Here is an 18017-nt window from a genome sequence, read left to right on the forward strand (position 1 = left end):
CGAGATAGTTTATTTATGGCAGCTTGTCCGAATTGCAGTGTGCCCATGGAAGTGGAGCACTATCCCAGTAAGCAGGGTGGCGAGCTGGAGTTGGACATTTGTTTCAGCTGCCGATTGATTTGGTTCGACCAGTATGAAAGTGCCCAACTTACACCGGCTGCTGTAGTGGGGTTGTTCGAGCGCTTACACTCCCATCATGAAACGATGGGCGAGCAGGTGACCTTAAATACCAAGCTTACTTGTGTGCGGTGTGCCGATACCTTGCTGTCTACGCAGGATGTGGTGCGTCAAAATCGTTTCACCTATTACCGTTGTGGCGGTGGGCATGGCCGCTTGATCAGCTTCTGGCACTTTCTCCGGGAGAAGCAGTTCGTCCGCGACCTGAACCCACAGGAATGTCAGAAGTTGGCCGCCAGTGCTACGCAAATCAAGTGCAACAGCTGCGGTGCCAGGGTGGATGTTCGTAACCAGAATTCCTGTAACTATTGTCGTGCACCATTTGCGGTTCTGGATAAAGAAGCCGTCAGCAAAGCCTTGCTTGAATATCGCCAAAGCGCAGGAGCCGGGGGGGCAGCCCAGACAGCTGACATGGTAATTGCGCTGGAGCGGATGAATCAGGCTAAAAGACGTGAAAATGCGAAGGAGAGTTTGATAGATAAGATAGATACCACGATGGATGTGGTTGAAATGTTGTTTTGGCTATTACGCTGATTCTTAAGTAGGAGCCCAACCTGAAATTGGATTTTTTATTCTATATTTTTGGGCGAAAATAAAATTGATTGCAATTTTCTAAGCCATAAGAAGGGAAAGTCGAATAGAATTTCCAATTCGACGCCAATTAAATGGCATAGAGTGTGGCTATTTAATCGTTTAGTAATGCAGCAATGTTACAACGGTATCGCCCCGTAGAGGTCGAACTGGTTAAAAACGCTATTGCGTTTGTAAGTGAACGACCGGGAGGCAGGAACCAGGTCGATGAAAATGTTTTCATACCTTAATACATTCATGGAAGTAGCAAGATGACTATCGGTTTGTTTATCGACGGTGCGTATGCCTATAAGGCGTTTGGCCGCGACAAGATCAACTATCTGGAACTAAGACGGCTGATCGAGGAAGAACTTGATGATGAAGTGGATGAAGGCTACTTTTTCAATGCCGATGACAATCAGGCCATGTCTTCCAAGCTGCACAACGCATTGTCTTTTCCCTATCCGAAGGGGCCGGGGCTTCGGGTAAAGAACTACTGGTTGCAAAAGAAGCAGCTCTACTGGCCTAACCACCTTGGTGGTGGTCCGGTGCTCCATCCCGAGCAGACCCATATCAACTACGAGATCACTACCCAAAAGGCTGTGGATGTGGGTTTGGTCTATCACATGACCCGTTCTTTCCATAAGCGTAAGTGGACCAAACTCGCATTGTTTGCGGGTGATGGCGATTTCCACGAGCCCGTCCAGAATCTGGTCGAGTATGAGAATGTCGATCTCTACCTGATCGGTTCGCTGAACAGCATTGCCGATGTATTGCGCCCTTACGCCCGCCGTATCATTGAGGTGGATGTTGAGCCTGTGCGTGGCCGCTTGCGTTTTGTGGATCGCTGGCGCGAAGGTCAGGTTGAACGGTACGGCGACGAGCAGCCGGTTTAATTGGCATGCTGGGCCGGGCAGTTCTTAATCACCTCCTACTACAACGCACCGATCTGCGTAAAGAACTGGCACATCATGCAGGGCAGACCGCCCGATTGACTGTGCCGCCTTTCCGGCTGGATTTCGAGGTCGGCAGCGATGGCCTGCTCCTGGCAGCCTCCAAGGAGCCAGAGGCCAGTATTCTGATTCCGCCATGGTTATTACCCAGATTGGCCTTGCGTGACCCGGCTGCAGAGCGCTCGCTGCAAATCAGTGGCGATGCACAATTGGCCGGTACCCTAGGCCGGGTGCTACAGGCACTCGATTGGGATGCTGAGGCCGATCTGGCCCGCCTGCTTGGTGATATCCCCGCTCACCGTTTGGCTGAAACAGCCCGTAATATGGTCGGCGATCCACGCGCGATTGCACGTAACTTGGCTGAAACGACGGCAGAGTATCTGCAGGAAGAAGCGCGCATGCTCGTTGCCCGCCCTTCAGTGGATCAGTTCGTGAACCAAGTGGATACCTTGCGCGATGATGTGGCCCGGCTGACCAAACGGCTGGCCCAATTAGAAAATGGAGACAAACCATAATGAGCGAGCTGTTGTTCCGGGATGATGCCTACCTTAAAAACTGTACAGCTAATGTGACAGCTGTCGGCGAGCGAGGTATTCAGTTCGACCGCACGGTGTTCTACCCGAATGGCGGTGGTCAACCAGGCGATATCGGCCACATATTGCGGGCGGATGGTACGACGATTCAGATTATCAACACCGTCAAAGGCGGTGGGCCAGACGAGGTATGGCATGTGCTGGCCGATGATGCTGCCCATCCGGCGCTCGGCGAGCAGGTTCAATTGCAGCTGGATTGGGATCGCCGCTATACGCACATGCGCTATCACACTGCCTTGCATCTGCTTTGCGCGGTGGTGGCGGCCCCCGTCACCGGTGGGCAGGTTGCACAGGACAAAGCCCGCCTCGATTTTGCGGTTGAGATGGATGCATTGAACAAAGAAGCTATCGAGACGGGGTTGAATGCCTTTGTCGATGCAGGCCACACGGTTGACCAGCGTTGGATTACTGATGCAGAGCTCGATGCGCAGCCGGAGCTGATCAAGACCATGTCTGTCTCACCGCCTCGTGGTGCTGGGGAGGTTCGACTGATCGAAGTGGCAGGGACCGATTTGCAGCCCTGTGGTGGCACCCATGTACGCAATACTGCTGAAATCGGCAGGTTGGTCGTGCAGAAGATCAAGTCCGAAGGTAAACAAAACAAGCGCGTTATCATCGCTTTCGCGGCTTAACACTCTGTATTGGCCTTGGTGGCCGCTCCCACATGTTTCTTTTCCGCCTGTTCAAAATCATCCGCATCGTGTTTGCCTATGGCCTGGATGAGTTCATCCTGGGTCACGAGCGTGTACGTGGGTTGGAGCGGTTCGTCAGCATCGTGCTGTTTTGGCGCAAGTTCGATACGCCGCGAGCAGTACGATTGCGTCTGGCGATGGAAAAGCTGGGACCTATCTTTGTCAAATTCGGGCAGGTGCTGTCGACAAGGCGCGATCTTTTGCCGGTGGACTTGGCGGATGAACTTGCGCGTTTACAGGACAAGGTACCGCCATTCGATTCCGATCTGGCCGCGAAGATCATCCAGCAAAGCCTGGGCCGGATACCCGAGCAATTGTTCCGTCGGTTCGATACCCAACCGGTTGCATCGGCCTCCGTTGCTCAGGTGCATTACGCGGAAATGCATGATGGTCGGCGTGTAGCCGTCAAGGTGTTGCGCCCAGCTATCCGCCCTATCATCGAAATGGATATGGCGCTGTTGAAAGTGATGGCCTGGCTGGTGGAAAAGCTGTTTTCCGATGGCAAGCGACTCAGGCCGCGTGAAGTGGTGGCTGAGTTCGATCGCTATCTACATGATGAGTTGGACCTGCAACTGGAAGCTGCCAATGCCAGCCAACTGAGGCGTAACTTCCTCAACAGCAATATGTTGCTGGTGCCAGAGGTATTCTGGGATTACACCAGTCGCGAAGTGATGGTGATGGAGTGGATGGAGGGTACCCCTATCTCCCAGATTGAGAAGCTGCAGGCTGAGGGTATCGACCTGAAAAAGCTCAGTCGCTACGGTGTGGAGATTTTCTTCACTCAGGTGTTTCGCGATGGTTTTTTTCATGCCGATATGCACCCAGGCAATATCTTTGTCTCTGCCGACAACCGTTATATCGCACTGGACTTTGGCATTATCGGCAGCTTGGCCGATGAAGACCGCCGCTACTTGGCGATCAATTTCCTCGCTTTTTTCCAGCGGGACTATAAGCGCGTCGCCATTACCCATATCGAATCCGGATGGGTGCCAAAGGAAACCAAGGTCGGTGAGCTGGAAGCTGCCATCCGTACGGTTTGTGAACCTATCTTTGATAAGCCCATCAGCCAGATTTCCCTGGGCCAGATTCTGTTGCGCCTGTTTGAAACATCGCGCCGATTCAATGTCGAGATTCAACCGCAGCTCGTTCTACTGCAAAAAACCCTTTTGAATATCGAGGGGCTTGGGCGCCAGCTTGATCCTGATCTGGATCTTTGGGCAACGGCCATGCCATTTCTTGAGCGTTGGATGAACGAGCAGATTGGCTGGCGGGCACTCCTGCGCCAGATCAAGCAAGAGGCACCTTATTGGGCTGAGTCGCTCCCCTTGCTTCCCCGTGCAATTACCACCTTGGCGGACCCTGCTCGTCAGGCCAAGCAGCAGGAAGCCAATGCGCAACTGATCGAGTTGCATCGGTTGCGTAATGAATGGCTGGCTGTGATTGCTGGCGTGCTGACGGCGATTTTGGTCGTTCTGGCCGTCGTGCTGCGTTAACTTTTTCCTGCTTGGAACCAGAGTTCAACGCCGTATCGCAGACGCGCAATAAGATCGTGGGCAGGTTCTTAGAACAGGTCGTGAGCCGTATTGTCATGTGTGCTTCGAACACTAATACCTATATTGGTGTTTGAAGTGCAGCAAAACGGTGAACTGGTTCGTTGCCAAGTGTCTCTATGTAGCGTGGCTGTAATTCCCTACGTGCAGTGACTCCGCTACATTGGGTAATACGCCGCTGCGCCCAATCCTAATAAGAGATACGTCATGACCCTCTACGACAACGCTACCTCCAAGGACCTGCCGCTGGAGCGGGATCTCGACCTCCTGGCGAGGTTGCTAGCTGAGACGATCCGTCACGAAACTGGAGAGGACACGCTCAAGCAGATCGAAGCCATCCGTGAACTGGCGGTTCGTTTTGTCTGGGAAGCCGACTCCAATGCCGCAGATGAATTGACGGCAACGCTGGCGAATCTGAGCGACGACAACACGATCGCATTAGCCCGCGCATTCAGCTATTTCTCGCATCTTTCCAATATTGCTGAGGACTTGCACCACAATCGCCGTCGGCGCTACCACCGTATCCAGGGCAGCAAGGATCAGCGCGGCAGTCTGTCGCATTCATTGGAAGAGTTGACAGCGCGAGGTGTTTCTCCCGAAGCCATCAAGAATATGGTGGCATCCACCCTGATAGCACCAGTGCTCACAGCCCATCCAACCGAGGTACAGCGCAAGACCTTGCTCGATTGCGAGCGCACCATCGCCCGTACTTTGCGTATGCGGGATAGGGAAACGTTGACGCAGGAAGAGTTGGAAGAGAACGACGCCGCGCTACAGCGTGTGGTGCTGACGCTTTGGCAAACCCGGGAAATCCGTGCATTCAAACTGTCCGTAAAAGATGAGATTGAGAATGGGCTTAGTTACTTTCGCTCTACCTTTCTCAAGCAACTGCCACGTATCTATATCGAACTGGAAGACCGCCTTACCAAGCTGACAGGGGAAGAGGTACAACTACCCACCTTCATGCACGTCGGCTGCTGGATTGGGGGGGATCGTGACGGCAACCCGTTCGTAGTGCCGGATGTGACCCTGCATGCGATAGCACGCCAAGCTGCGGTTGCCTTCGACTTTTACTTCGAGGAAGCCACGAAGCTTGAAGGTGAATTGAGCATGTCCTCACGCATGGTGGAAGTCAGCGAAGCCGTGCGTGATATCGCCCAGCGCTCGCCTAACCAGCCTGCAAGCCGGGCTGAGGAGCCTTACCGGCAGGCCATGGCAGCCATTCGCCAGCGTATTTTGGCGACAGCGCATATTCTGGGTAGGTTCCGTGCCTACATCCTGCCTTTTGAGGGTGCGGTCCCCTATGGCGGTGCGAAGGAGCTGGCGGATGATCTGCGTGCTGTCAGCAATTCCTTGGCTGGCCATGGCTCGGCTATTCTGGCTAGTGGCCGCCTACGTAGGTTAATCCGGGCTGTGGAAGTATTTGGTTTTCACCTTGCGCCGCTCGATATGCGGCAGCACAGCAATGTGCATGAAAAGGTGGTGGCCGAGCTCTTTCAGAAGGCTGGCCTCGAAGACTATATGGCGTTGAATGAAACAGAACGCCGTACAGTATTACTGCGCGAACTCGCCAGTGCTCGCCTGTTGGTCACGCCTTATGTGGAATACAGCGAAGACAGTGCGAAAGAGCTGGGTATCTACCGTACTGCAGCGGAAGTACAGCAGAAGTATGGTTTGGCGGCGCTGCCCAACTACATTATTTCAAACGCACAAAGCGTGTCCGACCTCCTGGAAGTGGCGGTGCTGCTTAAGGAAGTGGGCTTGATTGCGCTTGCACCCAAGCCACACGCTGCCATCAATATCATCCCCTTGTTCGAAACGATCCCTGACTTGCGTGGCAGTGACCAGATCGTGCGGGAACTCTTTGCCTTGCCGCAATGGATGCAACTGGTTGCGCAACGCCAGGGCGTGCAGGAGATCATGCTTGGGTATTCCGACAGCAACAAGGATGGCGGTTACCTGACTTCAAACTGGGAGCTTTACAAAGCCGAGGTCAAATTGGTGGATGTGTTCCACCAGGCCGGGGTGAAGCTGCGTTTGTTCCATGGGCGTGGCGGTTCGGTGGGGCGCGGCGGTGGCCCGAGCTACGAAGCTATCCTGGCCCAGCCGGCAGGCTCCGTGGCGGGGCAGATTCGTATTACCGAGCAAGGTGAAATCATCGCAGCCAAGTATTCGGATGCTGAAGTGGGACGGCGTAATCTGGAGACTATCCTCGCCGCGACATTGAGCGCGAGTTTTCCCGGGGCCAAGGCACTCGATGCCGATACGCCAGAACGTTTGGCACTGATGGAAAAACTCTCTGATATCGCCTACCGCGAATACCGTGATCTGGTTTATGCCACACCCGACTTCATTACCTACTTCCGCGAAGCGACGCCGATTTCGGAAATCGCCAAGCTCAATATCGGCAGCCGGCCGGCCGCGCGTAAGGCGACCAATAGCATTGCCGATTTGCGCGCTATTCCGTGGGTATTTTCCTGGGCACAGAACCGTTTGATGTTGCCGGGCTGGTATGGCTTTGGCACCGCGATTGCGGCGTATCGTGAGGAAAAAGGCGACGCTGCCATCGAAGAGTTGGCAGGGCTTTATCGTGACTGGCCATTCTTTCGCACAACTATCAGCAATATGGAGATGGTGCTGGCTAAGAGCGATATCCATTTGGCCAGACGCTATGCCGGTTTGGTCAAAGACGCCGACATTGCGCAGCGTATATTCGGCCGCATCAAGGCGGAGTGGCGGCGATCGGTGGATGCGGTGCTGGCGATAACCAGCCACAAGGAATTGCTTGGCGACAATCCATTACTAGCGCGCAGCCTGAAGAACCGGCTACCCTATCTGGATCCGCTCAACCATCTGCAAGTCGACCTGCTCAAGCGCTGCCGCGAGGGGGACGAGAGTGAGGATGTGATGTATGCGATTCATCTCACCATCAACGGGATTGCCGCCGGGTTGCGCAATAGCGGCTGACGAGCGTGGCTATCGACCGGTAATACCCGCTTTGTTCTCCCATCAGTTATCTGCTGAGCGGGGTGTTTGTGGCCATACCGGCCGATTTTCTCTTTTGCGTGGTGTGCTTGCCCTGGCCTTGCTTGGCCAGGTGCATGCCTTGCCTATCGATTTCAACGATAAGGTCGAGGCGGCGCTATTGTGCCGCTCTGAGTGGAGTACCGCCTTCTGGCATGACTACTTTAATCGCCATTTACAGAAGTCTATTCGCGACTGGGGTGAAGCTCGGTGGTGGGCCTCGCAAAACGCTACTCTTGGTGGTGCAGCTACGCTGGAGATGTTCGTCAACCTTGATACCAGTCAGGCGCTGATGATAGGCGCGTTGTTCGATCAGCCGGTCGAGAGCGTGAAGCGTACGATTGAGGAAACGTTGAAAGTGGAGTTCAAGCCGGTACAAACGCTCAATGGCCTACGTTATATGACCGATACGATGAGTGTATTGACCAGCCTCACCAACCAGAAGACCAAGTGGTACTGTGCGCGTTGGAATATGGGGAATCGGGAGAGAGTAAAACCGATGACCCCAAACTAGCAACCTGTCCACGATCTTACTGCGCAGCTGTGATCATGGCTTATGTGCTGCTCGAAATCCTCATGTACCTAAGTACACTCCGGTTTCTGCGCTGCTCTGCACCCTGCTGACAGCAGCTCGCGACAGATCGTGAACAGGTTCTTAGAATTTGTTAAGAGTCTGCTGCGCGTCAGCAATACTGCGTTAAAAACGCCCTCGGAATGCTCATTTACCACTTGTAAACTCTGCTTCCTCGGGCGTTTTCGCCTTATCTTGCTTTAGCTCGTGAGACTTTGCAGGACTTGCTGGCGACCTATAGCGAGCAGCTGTCAGCAGGGTGCAGAGCAGCACATGAGCCCTGATCACAGCTGCGCAGTAAGATCGCTTAGGCCTTCTTGCCGCACACGAAACGCTGGATCAACGCATCAAGCGACAGCTTGCCCGGTCCGTGGGCAATCAGTGTTACTAACAACAAGCCCCAGAGTATGTGCTGGGTCAGACCTGCGGCTTGCTCTGGTGTGCCCAATACGTGCCAGTAAGAGATTACGGCCATCACGTTCACACCAAACAGTCCTAATGCACCGAACCTGCCTGCCAACCCCAGTGCCAGTAGCACAGGGAAAACCAACTCCCCGGCGGTGCCCGCAAACGCAGCAACATTCGGCGGCAATAGTGGTGCGTGGTATTCCTCGGTAAAGAGAAACACTGTGGTGTCCCAGTCCTGGATTTTGGTCAGGCCGGAACTGAAGAACACATTGGCGATATAAAGTCTTACCACCAAGTCGGCAATCGGGGCGAAGTAGCACTCAAGCAGTGCGCTGGCTTTCTGGCCGATTGCCAGAGTACGGGTCAGTATTGCATTCATGATTTTGAGTCCAGTTGAAAATCGACAATGACTTGGTCGGTTACCCAGCGTTGTAATGACAGTCCAAAATCAAATTCCATATCTTCATCAAGTGCCCGCTCTAACGCTTCAGGTAGCGGCAAGGCCTGTTGGCAGGCGTTCAGGAAGGCAAACTCGGCAGGTAATAAGCGCCGAACCTGTACCCGATTACGTGCATTGCGCCAGACCAACACGAGCTCGCCACCTTGATCGGGCGATGGGAAGGCATTGGCAGCATCCTGTTCCAGCGGTTGGTGAGCACGCCATAGGCTGGCAACAGGCCAGGGTGAACGTAGAAGACTAACGGCGGGGGCGAGCACGAAGTTGAGGTGGGCTTGCTGTTCACCCAGCACGGCGGCGAGTGCATCGAAACGCAGCATTTCGCAGTCGGCAGCGTAGTAAGCCAAGTGACAGTACCAATCCAGCCGAGCTGCATCGGCAAGATAAGGCAGGTCTTGGGCCGGTTCAAACGAGGCGATGAATGCCGGGAAGCTATTACCATAGACATTCATATCGCCAGACAGGGATGGGGTGAGCCGCGCATAGGCGCGTGCCATACCACCAAAGAATTCATCGCCTACCAGCTGCAGAACAACTGGGTAGGCCTCGGCCAGCGCATCGGCCCGGTTGAACAAGGTATTGTTGGCGTAGGCGGTTGCGCCACGGGCGTATTGGCCGAACAAATCGTCGGCAAGCGTTGCATCATGCGTGGCGGCGATAAAGCGGTTTTGCAGATCGTCCAGATTCATACCAGTGCGCCTTGCTTATTCAGGATGGTTTGGGCTCGGTCAGCTTCTGCCAGTAATTCGGCCAGCGGTGGCAGGTGTGTATCGCGTTCCAGCAAAACTGGCTGTGGTCCAAACCGGTGCAATGCAAACTCAAGCAGGTCCCAGACGTCTTCACGAACCGGGGTGCCGTGTGTATCTAACCATAGCCCGTCCTCGCGCTCCTCGAAGCCGGCGACATGAATTTCACCAACAGCATCGGTGGGTAATGCATTGATGGCAACGCGGGCATCGCGGCCCAGGTTGTGCTGGTTTACATAAAGATTGTTCAGGTCGAGCAACAGGCCGCAGCCGCTGCGTTGCGCCAGTGCTGCAAGGAACTCGCCCTCGGGAATGGCATCATCGTGGAAGGCGATATAACTCGACAGGTTCTCTATCAACAGGCATCGACCCAGCGCTTCCTGGGCCTGCTCGACCTGCGTGACCATAAAGTCCAGTGCAGCCTGGCTATATGGTAGTGGTAGCAGATCGTTGAAGCATTCCCTAGCGGTGCGGTTCCAACAGAGGTGTTCCGATACACTGGCTGGTTCCAGCCGCTCGATCAGGCTACGGAATTTAGCAAGATGCTGCACATCGAGCCCACAAGCGGAGCCGATGCCTAACCCAACGCCATGCAGGCTTAGTGGATAGTCGGCGCGAATAGCCGTTAGTGCCGCGAGGTTGGCGCCACCACCGAAATAATTTTCAGGGTGGACTTCCAACCAAGCGATTGCCGGACGTTCCGCCAGTACCTGGCGGATATGGGGCAGGCGCAGACCGATGCCTGCTGCGTGGGGTAGGGTAGGGTAAGGCATGGTGTATCCAAAAGAAAAACGGGCAGCCAAGGCCGCCCGTTACGTATTACCTAGGCCAGATTACTTTTTGCCTGGCTGGGTGCTGCCACCCATTTTTTCGCAGGTGCCCTTGGCAACAAACTTCCACTCGTTCGGGTCATTGTCGGCCTTGGCTTGGCCAGCACAGCTGTGGCTGCCGTTGGTGGCGGCGCAGTCATTCTTGCCAGCCTTGGCGACACCGTAGCATTTTTCCTTGGCGGCCTTATCGTCGGCCATTGCACCCGTGGAAAGACCCATGGCGATGAGGCTAGTCAAAGCACCGGCGATAAGGGCTTGTTTCTTGTCCATTTCAAACTCCTGTTTGCGTCAATAAGTAGGGCGGTTACGTTTGTACCGTGAGCCTTAGTCGAGCATAGCTCAGGATCCATTACACGCAATCGTGAAATTAAATTTATGCATGATGGAATGAACGAGGGCTGAACCAGATAGGCTTACCCGGCTTGGATCGGGTGATGTTAGGCAGACTACCAGCAGCCTGCGGGGGGTCTGGCGTATCTGCACGCTTGTCATATGCGTTGAAGCTTCTTGCGTTTAGCCGCGCCCGAATGATTAATAGCCCTTAGTCGATCTGATATTTGCGTTTGAGCGGCTCAAGCACATTGTTGGACTGGAGGCGTTCAAAAGCGCTCTGCAGCCGTTGCACAATTTCCGGGTCGGACTGACGATTCAGCGCAAAGTAGTAGCCGTCGGTACGCTTGCTCATGGTCAGCTCCGTCACAAGCTGGTCCACCGGTAATTCTGTACGGCTTGCCACGTATCGCATCATCGCCGGATTACCTGCCACGAAATCCACTGACTTGAGCTGCAATAGTTTGATTAGGTCGTTACGCTTGTCGACGGTAATCAAATTGAAGCCGCGTACGAATCCCTGGGCTAGCAGCATGTCCATGCCGACGTCGCCATTGAGTACTGCAACACGAAAGCGGCGTGCCTCGGTCAGCGTACTGGCCCGGGCTTCCGAGCTGCTTAGTCGCAGCAGGGAGGTTACCCGAGAGGCATAGGGTCCAATCCAATGGAAGTAGACCTCACGCTCTGGTGTACGTGCGATAGTGAACACCAAAGTATCAGGCTGTTGTTTTGCGAGACTGAGTGCGCGTGCCCAAGGTACGAGTTCGAGCTTGTACTCCTGATTTGCTTCTTTCATCAGTAAACTCAGTACTTCGACCGCGTAGCCACTGGGTTCCCCGTGCTCATTCAATAGGTTGAAAGGGGGCAGGTCTTCGGTATAGGCATGCACCCCACCGGCATGCACTGCCAAGCAGAGCAGGAAAGCCAGCAGCGCGCGAACCATCATAGACGATACCACCTTGGTGGAAGGGATACGGCCAGTATAATCAGGCGATTCAATTTTATCCGTGGATTCTATGTCTACCCATACCGCCTGCGATTTGGGGCCGTTGCACACTCTAGGATTGCGTGCCCAAGCCGAATGTCTGGTCCACTTTACCGATGGCCACCAGCTTCAGGCTTTGCTGGCCGAAGCCGAGCGTCCTTTGCGGGTATTGGGCAGCGGCAGCAATCTGGTGCCGGGTGAGCGGGTGGGAGGTACGGTGATTCGGGTGGAACTGGTCGGTCGTACCTTGCTGGGAGAGGATGAATACGCTTGGTACGTGGCGGCCGCGGCGGGTGAGAACTGGCATGACTTCGTACAGTGGACGCTGGAACAAGGCTGGCCTGGTCTGGAGAACCTGTCGTTGATTCCCGGTACGGTTGGGGCGGCACCCATTCAGAACATCGGCGCTTATGGTGTGGAGCTGAAAGATCGCTTCCACGGTCTGGCAGCGTTGAGTCTGGAGGATGGTTCAGTCTGCCTTTTCACACCTGAACACTGTGAATTCGGTTACCGCGACAGTATTTTCAAGCACGGGCAGGCAGGAAGATGGTTGATTACGGAAGTTTTGTTCCGTTTACCCAAGCAGTGGGAGGCCAAGCTTGATTATGGTGATTTGCGAGCCCGGCTTGATGGCCAGGAGATCACACCGCAAGCTGTGGCCGACGCGGTGATTGCTACACGGCAAAGCAAACTGCCCGACCCGGCGGTTATCGGTAACGCAGGCAGCTTTTTCCACAACCCGGTGGTGAGCGCCGAGGTGGCAGCAGCATTGCGCGAGCGTTTTCCAGGGCTGGTCAACTACCCGCAAGAAGATGGCCGGGTAAAGCTCGCAGCTGGCTGGATGATCGAACAGGCAGGGTGGAAGGGTAAGCGGCTAGGGCAGGTAGGCATGTACGACAAGCAAGCCCTGGTGTTGGTCAACCACGGTGGTGCTGGCGCGGCAGATGTAAAGGCGCTGATGCAGGCAGTACAAGCTGATGTGGCTAAGCAGTTCGGTGTAGCGCTTACGCCGGAGCCCATCTGGTGGTAGCGCGGCCGGTACGGCACGTTTGGATCACGGCCACGACGGGTGCAGGCAAGACGACCTTGGCGCGCGCATTAGGCCAGCGTTGGCATATTGCGCATATCGAATTGGATGCATTGTATTGGGAGCCTGGCTGGCAACCTGCTGAACTGGAGGTATTCCGTCAGCGCGTCATGCACGCTTTGCGGGCACCTGGTTGGATAGTCGACGGTAATTATTCTGCAGTACGCGATCTTTATTTGCCCCAAACCGACCTTGTGATCTGGCTTGATTACGGTTTTTGGCGCAATCTGTCGCGCTTGCTGGGGCGCACAGTGCGCCGTGTGGGTAGGGCGGAACCGCTATGGGCAGGAAATCGTGAGCATTTGAGTAAAGTACTGAGCCGCGACTCCATCCTGCTTTGGTTTTTCCAGACTTATTGGCGTCGCCGGCGCGAGCTACCTCAGTTATTGGATGAAATGGCTGCGCAAGGCGTGTTGGTAGCGCGCTTGCACACACCAGCAGCGCTGGAAGCTTGGTTGTCCTCGTTCCCTGTTTCCTTGGCGCCGGCACCAAGCGCTTGCTCGGGCGATGCTTGGTAATTGCCGTTGACGTAAGTCGCGAGTAACATCGCGCGCTTTTCCCAACCCCGGCCGGGCGACTCTTGGCTGAACGGAGGAACCCTATGTTTTCCTTTATCCTCAGGAAATTGGCGACAGTGATCCCGACCTTTATCGGCATCACGCTGGTCGCCTTCGCCCTGATCCGCATGATTCCGGGTGATCCGATCGAGGTGATGGTCGGCGAACGTCGGCTTGATCCTGAAATGCACGCGGCAGCCATGAAGCGGTTGGGTTTGGACCAGCCACTGCATGTGCAGTACCTCACCTATCTGAACAAGCTGACCGAGGGTGATCTGGGCATCAGTCTGGTGACGCGTGAACCTGTGACCAAGGAATTCCTGGCCCTGTTCCCCGCCACAGTCGAATTGGCGATGTGCGCACTGTTATTTGCTGTTTTGCTTGGCCTGCCTGCCGGGATGATCGCCGGGTTGAAACGCGGTTCGATTTTCGACCACGGCGTAATGGGCGCGGCCATGACCGGTTACTCCATGCCCATCTTCTGGTGGGGCCTGATTTTGATCATGTTCTTCTCGGTCAGTCTTGGGTGGACGCCGGTATCGGGCCGTATCGCGATTGAGTACGACATCCCGGTTCGTACCGGCTTTCTCTTGATCGATAGTTGGTATTCCGGTGAAGAGGGCGCGTTCAAGTCTGCGGTGATGCATTTGATTCTGCCTACGATTGTGCTCGGTACGATTCCGCTGGCAGTGATTGCGCGGATGACGCGTTCATCGATGCTGGAAGTGCTGCGCGAAGACTATATCCGCACAGCACGCGCCAAGGGCTTGGCGCCCGTCCGCGTGGTGGTGGTGCATGCCCTGCGTAATGCGCTTATCCCGGTGATTACGGTGATTGGCCTGCAAACCGGAACTTTATTGGCCGGTGCTGTGCTGACCGAAACCATCTTCTCCTGGCCCGGCATCGGCAAGTGGCTGGTTGATTCGATTTCGCGCCGTGATTACCCGGTAGTACAGGCGGGCATTCTGGTTTCGGCCACCATCTTCATTGTGGTGAACCTGATTGTGGATATTCTCTACGGCGTGGTGAACCCGCGCATCCGCTCGGCTAAATAAGGACTGCGCCATGACAACAACGGTTCAAGCCAACGAGACCACGCCGAGCTTTCCTTCCCCGATGAAGGAGTTCTGGCAGAGCTTCTCTGCGAACAAGGGTGCGCTGGTAGCCCTGTTCATCTTCCTGTTTATTCTGTTTTGCGCATTGTTCGCCGATGTGATCGCGCCGCACAGCCCGATTGAGCAGTATCGCGACCATATGCTGACGCCACCTTCCTGGGCGAAAGATGGCCTCCAGACCTACCTGCTGGGTACGGATGAGTTGGGGCGCGATATCCTGTCTCGCCTTATCCATGGCGCCCGTGTTTCGTTGATGATCGCCTTCATGTCCGTGGTGATGTCGATGATTCCCGGCATCGTGCTTGGCTTGGTCGCGGCGTTTTTCCAGCGCTATCTCAGCCCGGCCATCATGCGTTTGATGGACATCATGCTGGCCTTGCCATCGTTGCTATTGGCCATCTGTATTATCACCATCCTGGGGCCTGGCCTGATCAACACTATGATCGCCATCGCCATCGGCACCCTGCCAAGCTATGTACGCCTGACCCGTGCCGCAGCCATGGCCGAGATCAACAAGGAGTACGTGACTGCCAGCCGGGTTGCCGGGGCAGGTACGCTGCGGTTGATGTTTGTCACCGTGCTGCCTAACTGTATGGCACCGCTGATTGTCAACGCGACCCTGGGTTTCTCCAGCGCGATTTTGGAAGCTGCAGCATTGGGCTTCCTAGGCCTTGGCGTACAGCCACCCACGCCTGAGTGGGGCACCATGCTGTCGGCTGCGCGTGACTATATCGAGCGTGCACCTTGGGTTGTTACCATGCCTGGTCTGACGATATTGATCTCGGTGTTGTCCATCAACCTGATGGGTGATGGTCTACGTGATGCGCTTGATCCACGCCTGAAGCGCGCTGCTTAAGGTCGTAGACCATGTCTCTTTATCCCTATTTCATCACTTTGCCCGGTATTTCCGGACGCTTGAGTGCAGCGGGAGCCCGACCCATTCCCGTTGATTTGTCCCACTCCCTCCGCCTTCGCTGCTGCGAAGGAGCCTCGTTGCCGCTCGCAGGTGTTTACCTTCGAGTCGCCATGGAGAGCGCTACATGAGTCTTTTGAAAATCAAGAATCTGCGTGTCGAGTTCGGCTCGAAAGCGCATCCTTTCCCCGCTGTCGATGGTTTGGATTTTGAGATCGACCGCGGCGAGCTGGTCGGTATTGTCGGTGAGTCGGGCTCTGGTAAGTCGGTGACCATGATGGCGCTGATGGGCCTGATCGATGCACCTGGCCGTGTGACCGCCGATGAGCTGATGTTCGATGGCCACGACTTGCTCAAACTGTCGGCCAGCCAGCGGCGCAAGATCGTCGGCAAAGACATCTCCATGATCTTCCAGGACGCGCTGACCAGTTTGAACCCGGCCTATACGGTGGGTTTTCAGATCAAGGAATCGCTCAAGATTCACATGGGCTTACGCGGTGCTGCGCTGGATAAGCGGGCGTTGGAGCTTTTGGAACTGGTTGAGATTCCGGATGCCAAGAGCCGGTTGAACGCCTATCCGCATCAGCTCTCTGGGGGTATGAACCAGCGGGTGATGATTGCGGTTGCCATTGCCTGCAATCCTAAGCTTCTGATTGCCGATGAACCCACGACGGCGCTTGATGTGACTATCCAGGCGCAGATCATGGATTTGCTGGGGCGGCTGCAGAAAGAGCACAACATGGGCTTGATCATGATTACCCATGATTTGGCTGTGGTGGCGGAAATGGCCAAGCGCATCTGCGTGATGTATGCGGGCCAGGTGGTGGAGGAAGCGACTGTTGAGCAGCTCTTCCGTGCGCCGCACCACCCCTATACCCAGGCCTTGCTCGATGCGATTCCTGAACATAACAAGGGTGCCAAGCGCCTGTCTGCTCTTGCAGGTATTGTCCCTGGTCATTACGACCGACCCAAGGGCTGCCTGTTAAGCCCGCGTTGCCGTTATGTGCAAGACCGTTGCCGTGGCGAACGCCCGCAACTACTGGGTGAGGCTGGCCGTGTGCGCTGCTTCTTCCCCTTGAATGCCGGAGGGAGCAGTCATGTCTGATCTCAAGCAGGATTTGTTGGTCGCGAACGACCTGACCCGCTACTACGAAGTCAGCAAAGGCTTCTTGAAAGGACGGGCAACAGTGAAGGCGCTCAATGGCGTGTCCTTCAGCTTGCAAGCCAAGCGCACACTGGCGGTTGTCGGAGAGTCCGGTTGCGGCAAGTCGACGCTGGCGCGTCAGCTCACAATGATTGAGCCTGCCACCTCGGGTACGCTGAATATTGAAGGGGTGGATGTAGCCAAGGCTGACTACGCGACGTTGAAGGCTATGCGCAGCAAAGTGCAGATGGTGTTTCAAAACCCTTATGCATCGCTGAATCCACGCAAGACTATCGTCGACACCTTGAACGAGCCGCTGATGATCAACACAGCGCTATCGAAGGCGGCCCGGCGTGAGAAGATCGATGCCATCGTTGCCAAGGTCGGCTTGAGGCCTGAGCATGTGCATCGTTATCCGCATATGTTCTCGGGTGGTCAACGCCAGCGCATCGCGATTGCCCGCGCCATGATTCTGAACCCCAAGATCGTGGTGGCCGATGAACCTGTGTCGGCGCTTGATGTGTCGATCCAGGCGCAGATTCTGAACCTGTTCATGGACCTGCAAGAGGAGTTCAACACGGGTTATGTGTTTATCTCCCACAACCTCAGCGTGGTGGAGCATGTTGCCGACGATTTGATGGTGATGTACCTGGGCTCGACGGTGGAATACGGCAGCAAGACCAGTATCTATGCCAAGCCGATGCACCCCTATACCCAGGCTTTGATGAGTGCGACGCCTGCGATTCGTGAGGAAGACCGGCGTATCAAGATCAAGATCACCGGCGAGTTGCCCAGTCCGCTCAATCCGCCTTCCGGTTGTTCTTTCCATAAGCGGTGCCCGCATGTGGTGGAGCGCTGCAAGGCCGAGGTGCCGCAGTTGCGGCAGGTGGCTGATAGGTTGGTGGCGTGTCACCGGGCAGAGGAAGTTAACGCTTAAAGATCTGTTGCGCCTCTGCGATACGGCGTTAAAAACACTCTCGGAATGCTCATTTACCACTCGTAAACTCCGCTTCCTCGGGTGTTTTCGCCTTGTCTCGCTCTAGGGTCTGTTGACGTTTTGACTTCGGTATATTGAAGAAGCGCAGCAAACCCGCAGAATTACGGTTCCTATACCAATCACCCTGCGGGTTTGCTATGCCCCGATTGATGCTCAGTGACGAGCTTTGATCGAAGCTGGAGAAAATTCTTCTTCAGCAAACCATTTACCACAAGCCGTATCTGCGAATGACCGTTGAGGGAATGCTCTACCGGATGCGCGTGGGCTGTCCATGGCGAGATCTGCCCAGTGCTTTTGGCGGCTGGAACACCATCTACA

19 protein-coding genes are annotated in these 18017 nt (G+C 55.3%); 14 read left to right on the forward strand and 5 right to left on the reverse strand.

Features of this window, described 5'->3' with window-relative positions:
• The first annotated feature begins 45 nt into the window (after positions 1-45).
• From ACUHMQ_RS06460 to ACUHMQ_RS06490, 7 genes are all read left to right on the forward strand, one after another.
• Entirely contained in the window at positions 46-711 is a 666-nt protein-coding gene (locus tag ACUHMQ_RS06460; protein ID WP_445294630.1) for a hypothetical protein, read from the forward strand.
• Positions 712-1019: 308 nt separating this feature from the next.
• Complete coding sequence (locus ACUHMQ_RS06465; RefSeq protein WP_445294631.1) at positions 1020-1643, forward strand: NYN domain-containing protein; 624 nt, start codon at positions 1020-1022, stop codon at positions 1641-1643.
• 5 nt (positions 1644-1648) lie between these two features.
• On the forward strand, positions 1649-2215 hold the full coding sequence (locus ACUHMQ_RS06470) for a ubiquinone biosynthesis accessory factor UbiJ (RefSeq protein ID WP_445294632.1): 567 nt from the start codon (positions 1649-1651) through the stop codon (positions 2213-2215).
• On the forward strand, positions 2215-2925 hold the full coding sequence (locus ACUHMQ_RS06475; protein ID WP_445294633.1) for an alanyl-tRNA editing protein: 711 nt from the start codon (positions 2215-2217) through the stop codon (positions 2923-2925). Before ACUHMQ_RS06470 ends, ACUHMQ_RS06475 begins: the two co-directional genes overlap by 1 nt.
• Before the next feature lie 32 nt (positions 2926-2957).
• The gene (gene ubiB / locus ACUHMQ_RS06480; RefSeq protein ID WP_445294634.1) at positions 2958-4478 is read left to right on the forward strand and encodes a ubiquinone biosynthesis regulatory protein kinase UbiB; all 1521 of its coding nucleotides are present in this window, start codon (positions 2958-2960) and stop codon (positions 4476-4478) included.
• A gap of 264 nt (positions 4479-4742) precedes the next feature.
• On the forward strand, positions 4743-7502 hold the full coding sequence (ppc, locus tag ACUHMQ_RS06485) for a phosphoenolpyruvate carboxylase (protein ID WP_445294635.1): 2760 nt from the start codon (positions 4743-4745) through the stop codon (positions 7500-7502).
• Positions 7447-8073, forward strand: a complete 627-nt coding sequence (locus tag ACUHMQ_RS06490) for a hypothetical protein (RefSeq protein WP_445294636.1) — start codon at positions 7447-7449, stop codon at positions 8071-8073. Before ppc ends, ACUHMQ_RS06490 begins: the two co-directional genes overlap by 56 nt.
• A 364-nt stretch (positions 8074-8437) precedes the next feature.
• Here ACUHMQ_RS06490 and ACUHMQ_RS06495 read toward each other — a convergent pair whose 3' ends face one another.
• From ACUHMQ_RS06495 to ACUHMQ_RS06515, 5 genes are all read right to left on the reverse strand, one after another.
• Positions 8438-8917, reverse strand: a complete 480-nt coding sequence (locus ACUHMQ_RS06495) for a DoxX family protein (protein WP_445294637.1) — start codon at positions 8915-8917, stop codon at positions 8438-8440.
• Positions 8914-9684 (reverse strand): HvfC/BufC family peptide modification chaperone, encoded by a 771-nt coding sequence (locus ACUHMQ_RS06500; protein ID WP_445294638.1) that lies wholly within the window; start codon positions 9682-9684, stop codon positions 8914-8916. The genes ACUHMQ_RS06495 and ACUHMQ_RS06500 overlap by 4 nt, the downstream gene beginning before the upstream one ends.
• Entirely contained in the window at positions 9681-10514 is an 834-nt protein-coding gene (bufB, locus tag ACUHMQ_RS06505; protein ID WP_445294639.1) for an MNIO family bufferin maturase, read from the reverse strand. The genes ACUHMQ_RS06500 and bufB overlap by 4 nt, the downstream gene beginning before the upstream one ends.
• A 60-nt stretch (positions 10515-10574) precedes the next feature.
• Positions 10575-10841, reverse strand: a complete 267-nt coding sequence (locus ACUHMQ_RS06510) for a BufA1 family periplasmic bufferin-type metallophore (protein WP_445294640.1) — start codon at positions 10839-10841, stop codon at positions 10575-10577.
• A gap of 271 nt (positions 10842-11112) precedes the next feature.
• Positions 11113-11847, reverse strand: coding sequence for a substrate-binding periplasmic protein (locus tag ACUHMQ_RS06515; RefSeq protein ID WP_445294641.1), 735 nt, complete (start codon positions 11845-11847; stop codon positions 11113-11115).
• Positions 11848-11917: 70 nt separating this feature from the next.
• On the opposite strand from ACUHMQ_RS06515, the gene murB reads away from it, so the two are divergent.
• The 7 genes from murB to ACUHMQ_RS06550 all read left to right on the forward strand — a co-directional run.
• Positions 11918-12916 (forward strand): UDP-N-acetylmuramate dehydrogenase, encoded by a 999-nt coding sequence (gene murB / locus ACUHMQ_RS06520; RefSeq protein ID WP_445294642.1) that lies wholly within the window; start codon positions 11918-11920, stop codon positions 12914-12916.
• Positions 12910-13491 (forward strand): P-loop NTPase family protein, encoded by a 582-nt coding sequence (locus ACUHMQ_RS06525; RefSeq protein ID WP_445294643.1) that lies wholly within the window; start codon positions 12910-12912, stop codon positions 13489-13491. The genes murB and ACUHMQ_RS06525 overlap by 7 nt, the downstream gene beginning before the upstream one ends.
• A gap of 83 nt (positions 13492-13574) precedes the next feature.
• Positions 13575-14585, forward strand: coding sequence for an ABC transporter permease subunit (locus ACUHMQ_RS06530; RefSeq protein ID WP_445294644.1), 1011 nt, complete (start codon positions 13575-13577; stop codon positions 14583-14585).
• A 10-nt stretch (positions 14586-14595) separates the two neighbouring features.
• Positions 14596-15501: an ABC transporter permease subunit gene (locus tag ACUHMQ_RS06535; protein ID WP_445294645.1), complete on the forward strand. Its 906-nt coding sequence runs from the start codon at positions 14596-14598 to the stop codon at positions 15499-15501.
• A 184-nt stretch (positions 15502-15685) separates the two neighbouring features.
• Positions 15686-16663: an ABC transporter ATP-binding protein gene (locus tag ACUHMQ_RS06540; RefSeq protein WP_445294646.1), complete on the forward strand. Its 978-nt coding sequence runs from the start codon at positions 15686-15688 to the stop codon at positions 16661-16663.
• Complete coding sequence (locus tag ACUHMQ_RS06545) at positions 16656-17639, forward strand: peptide ABC transporter ATP-binding protein (protein WP_445294647.1); 984 nt, start codon at positions 16656-16658, stop codon at positions 17637-17639. The genes ACUHMQ_RS06540 and ACUHMQ_RS06545 overlap by 8 nt, the downstream gene beginning before the upstream one ends.
• Before the next feature lie 236 nt (positions 17640-17875).
• Positions 17876-18017: transposase (locus ACUHMQ_RS06550; protein WP_445294650.1), on the forward strand; the 142-nt coding region annotated here is incomplete at its 3' end.

The organism is Chitinimonas violaceus (assembly GCF_052601015.1).

Bases quoted from the DNA above. Each gene is read 5' to 3' on its own strand.
- ACUHMQ_RS06460 (WP_445294630.1), top strand. From the start codon at position 46: ATGGAAGTGGAGCACTATCCCAGTAAGCAGGGTGGCGAGCTGGAGTTG.
- ACUHMQ_RS06465 (WP_445294631.1), top strand. From the start codon at position 1,020: ATGACTATCGGTTTGTTTATCGACGGTGCGTATGCCTATAAGGCGTTT.
- ACUHMQ_RS06470 (WP_445294632.1), top strand. From the start codon at position 1,649: ATGCTGGGCCGGGCAGTTCTTAATCACCTCCTACTACAACGCACCGAT.
- ACUHMQ_RS06475 (WP_445294633.1), top strand. From the start codon at position 2,215: ATGAGCGAGCTGTTGTTCCGGGATGATGCCTACCTTAAAAACTGTACA.
- ubiB (WP_445294634.1), top strand. From the start codon at position 2,958: ATGTTTCTTTTCCGCCTGTTCAAAATCATCCGCATCGTGTTTGCCTAT.
- ppc (WP_445294635.1), top strand. From the start codon at position 4,743: ATGACCCTCTACGACAACGCTACCTCCAAGGACCTGCCGCTGGAGCGG.
- ACUHMQ_RS06490 (WP_445294636.1), top strand. From the start codon at position 7,447: ATGCGATTCATCTCACCATCAACGGGATTGCCGCCGGGTTGCGCAATA.
- ACUHMQ_RS06495 (WP_445294637.1), bottom strand. From the start codon at position 8,917: ATGAATGCAATACTGACCCGTACTCTGGCAATCGGCCAGAAAGCCAGC.
- ACUHMQ_RS06500 (WP_445294638.1), bottom strand. From the start codon at position 9,684: ATGAATCTGGACGATCTGCAAAACCGCTTTATCGCCGCCACGCATGAT.
- bufB (WP_445294639.1), bottom strand. From the start codon at position 10,514: ATGCCTTACCCTACCCTACCCCACGCAGCAGGCATCGGTCTGCGCCTG.
- ACUHMQ_RS06510 (WP_445294640.1), bottom strand. From the start codon at position 10,841: ATGGACAAGAAACAAGCCCTTATCGCCGGTGCTTTGACTAGCCTCATC.
- ACUHMQ_RS06515 (WP_445294641.1), bottom strand. From the start codon at position 11,847: ATGATGGTTCGCGCGCTGCTGGCTTTCCTGCTCTGCTTGGCAGTGCAT.
- murB (WP_445294642.1), top strand. From the start codon at position 11,918: ATGTCTACCCATACCGCCTGCGATTTGGGGCCGTTGCACACTCTAGGA.
- ACUHMQ_RS06530 (WP_445294644.1), top strand. From the start codon at position 13,575: ATGTTTTCCTTTATCCTCAGGAAATTGGCGACAGTGATCCCGACCTTT.
- ACUHMQ_RS06535 (WP_445294645.1), top strand. From the start codon at position 14,596: ATGACAACAACGGTTCAAGCCAACGAGACCACGCCGAGCTTTCCTTCC.
- ACUHMQ_RS06540 (WP_445294646.1), top strand. From the start codon at position 15,686: ATGAGTCTTTTGAAAATCAAGAATCTGCGTGTCGAGTTCGGCTCGAAA.
- ACUHMQ_RS06545 (WP_445294647.1), top strand. From the start codon at position 16,656: ATGTCTGATCTCAAGCAGGATTTGTTGGTCGCGAACGACCTGACCCGC.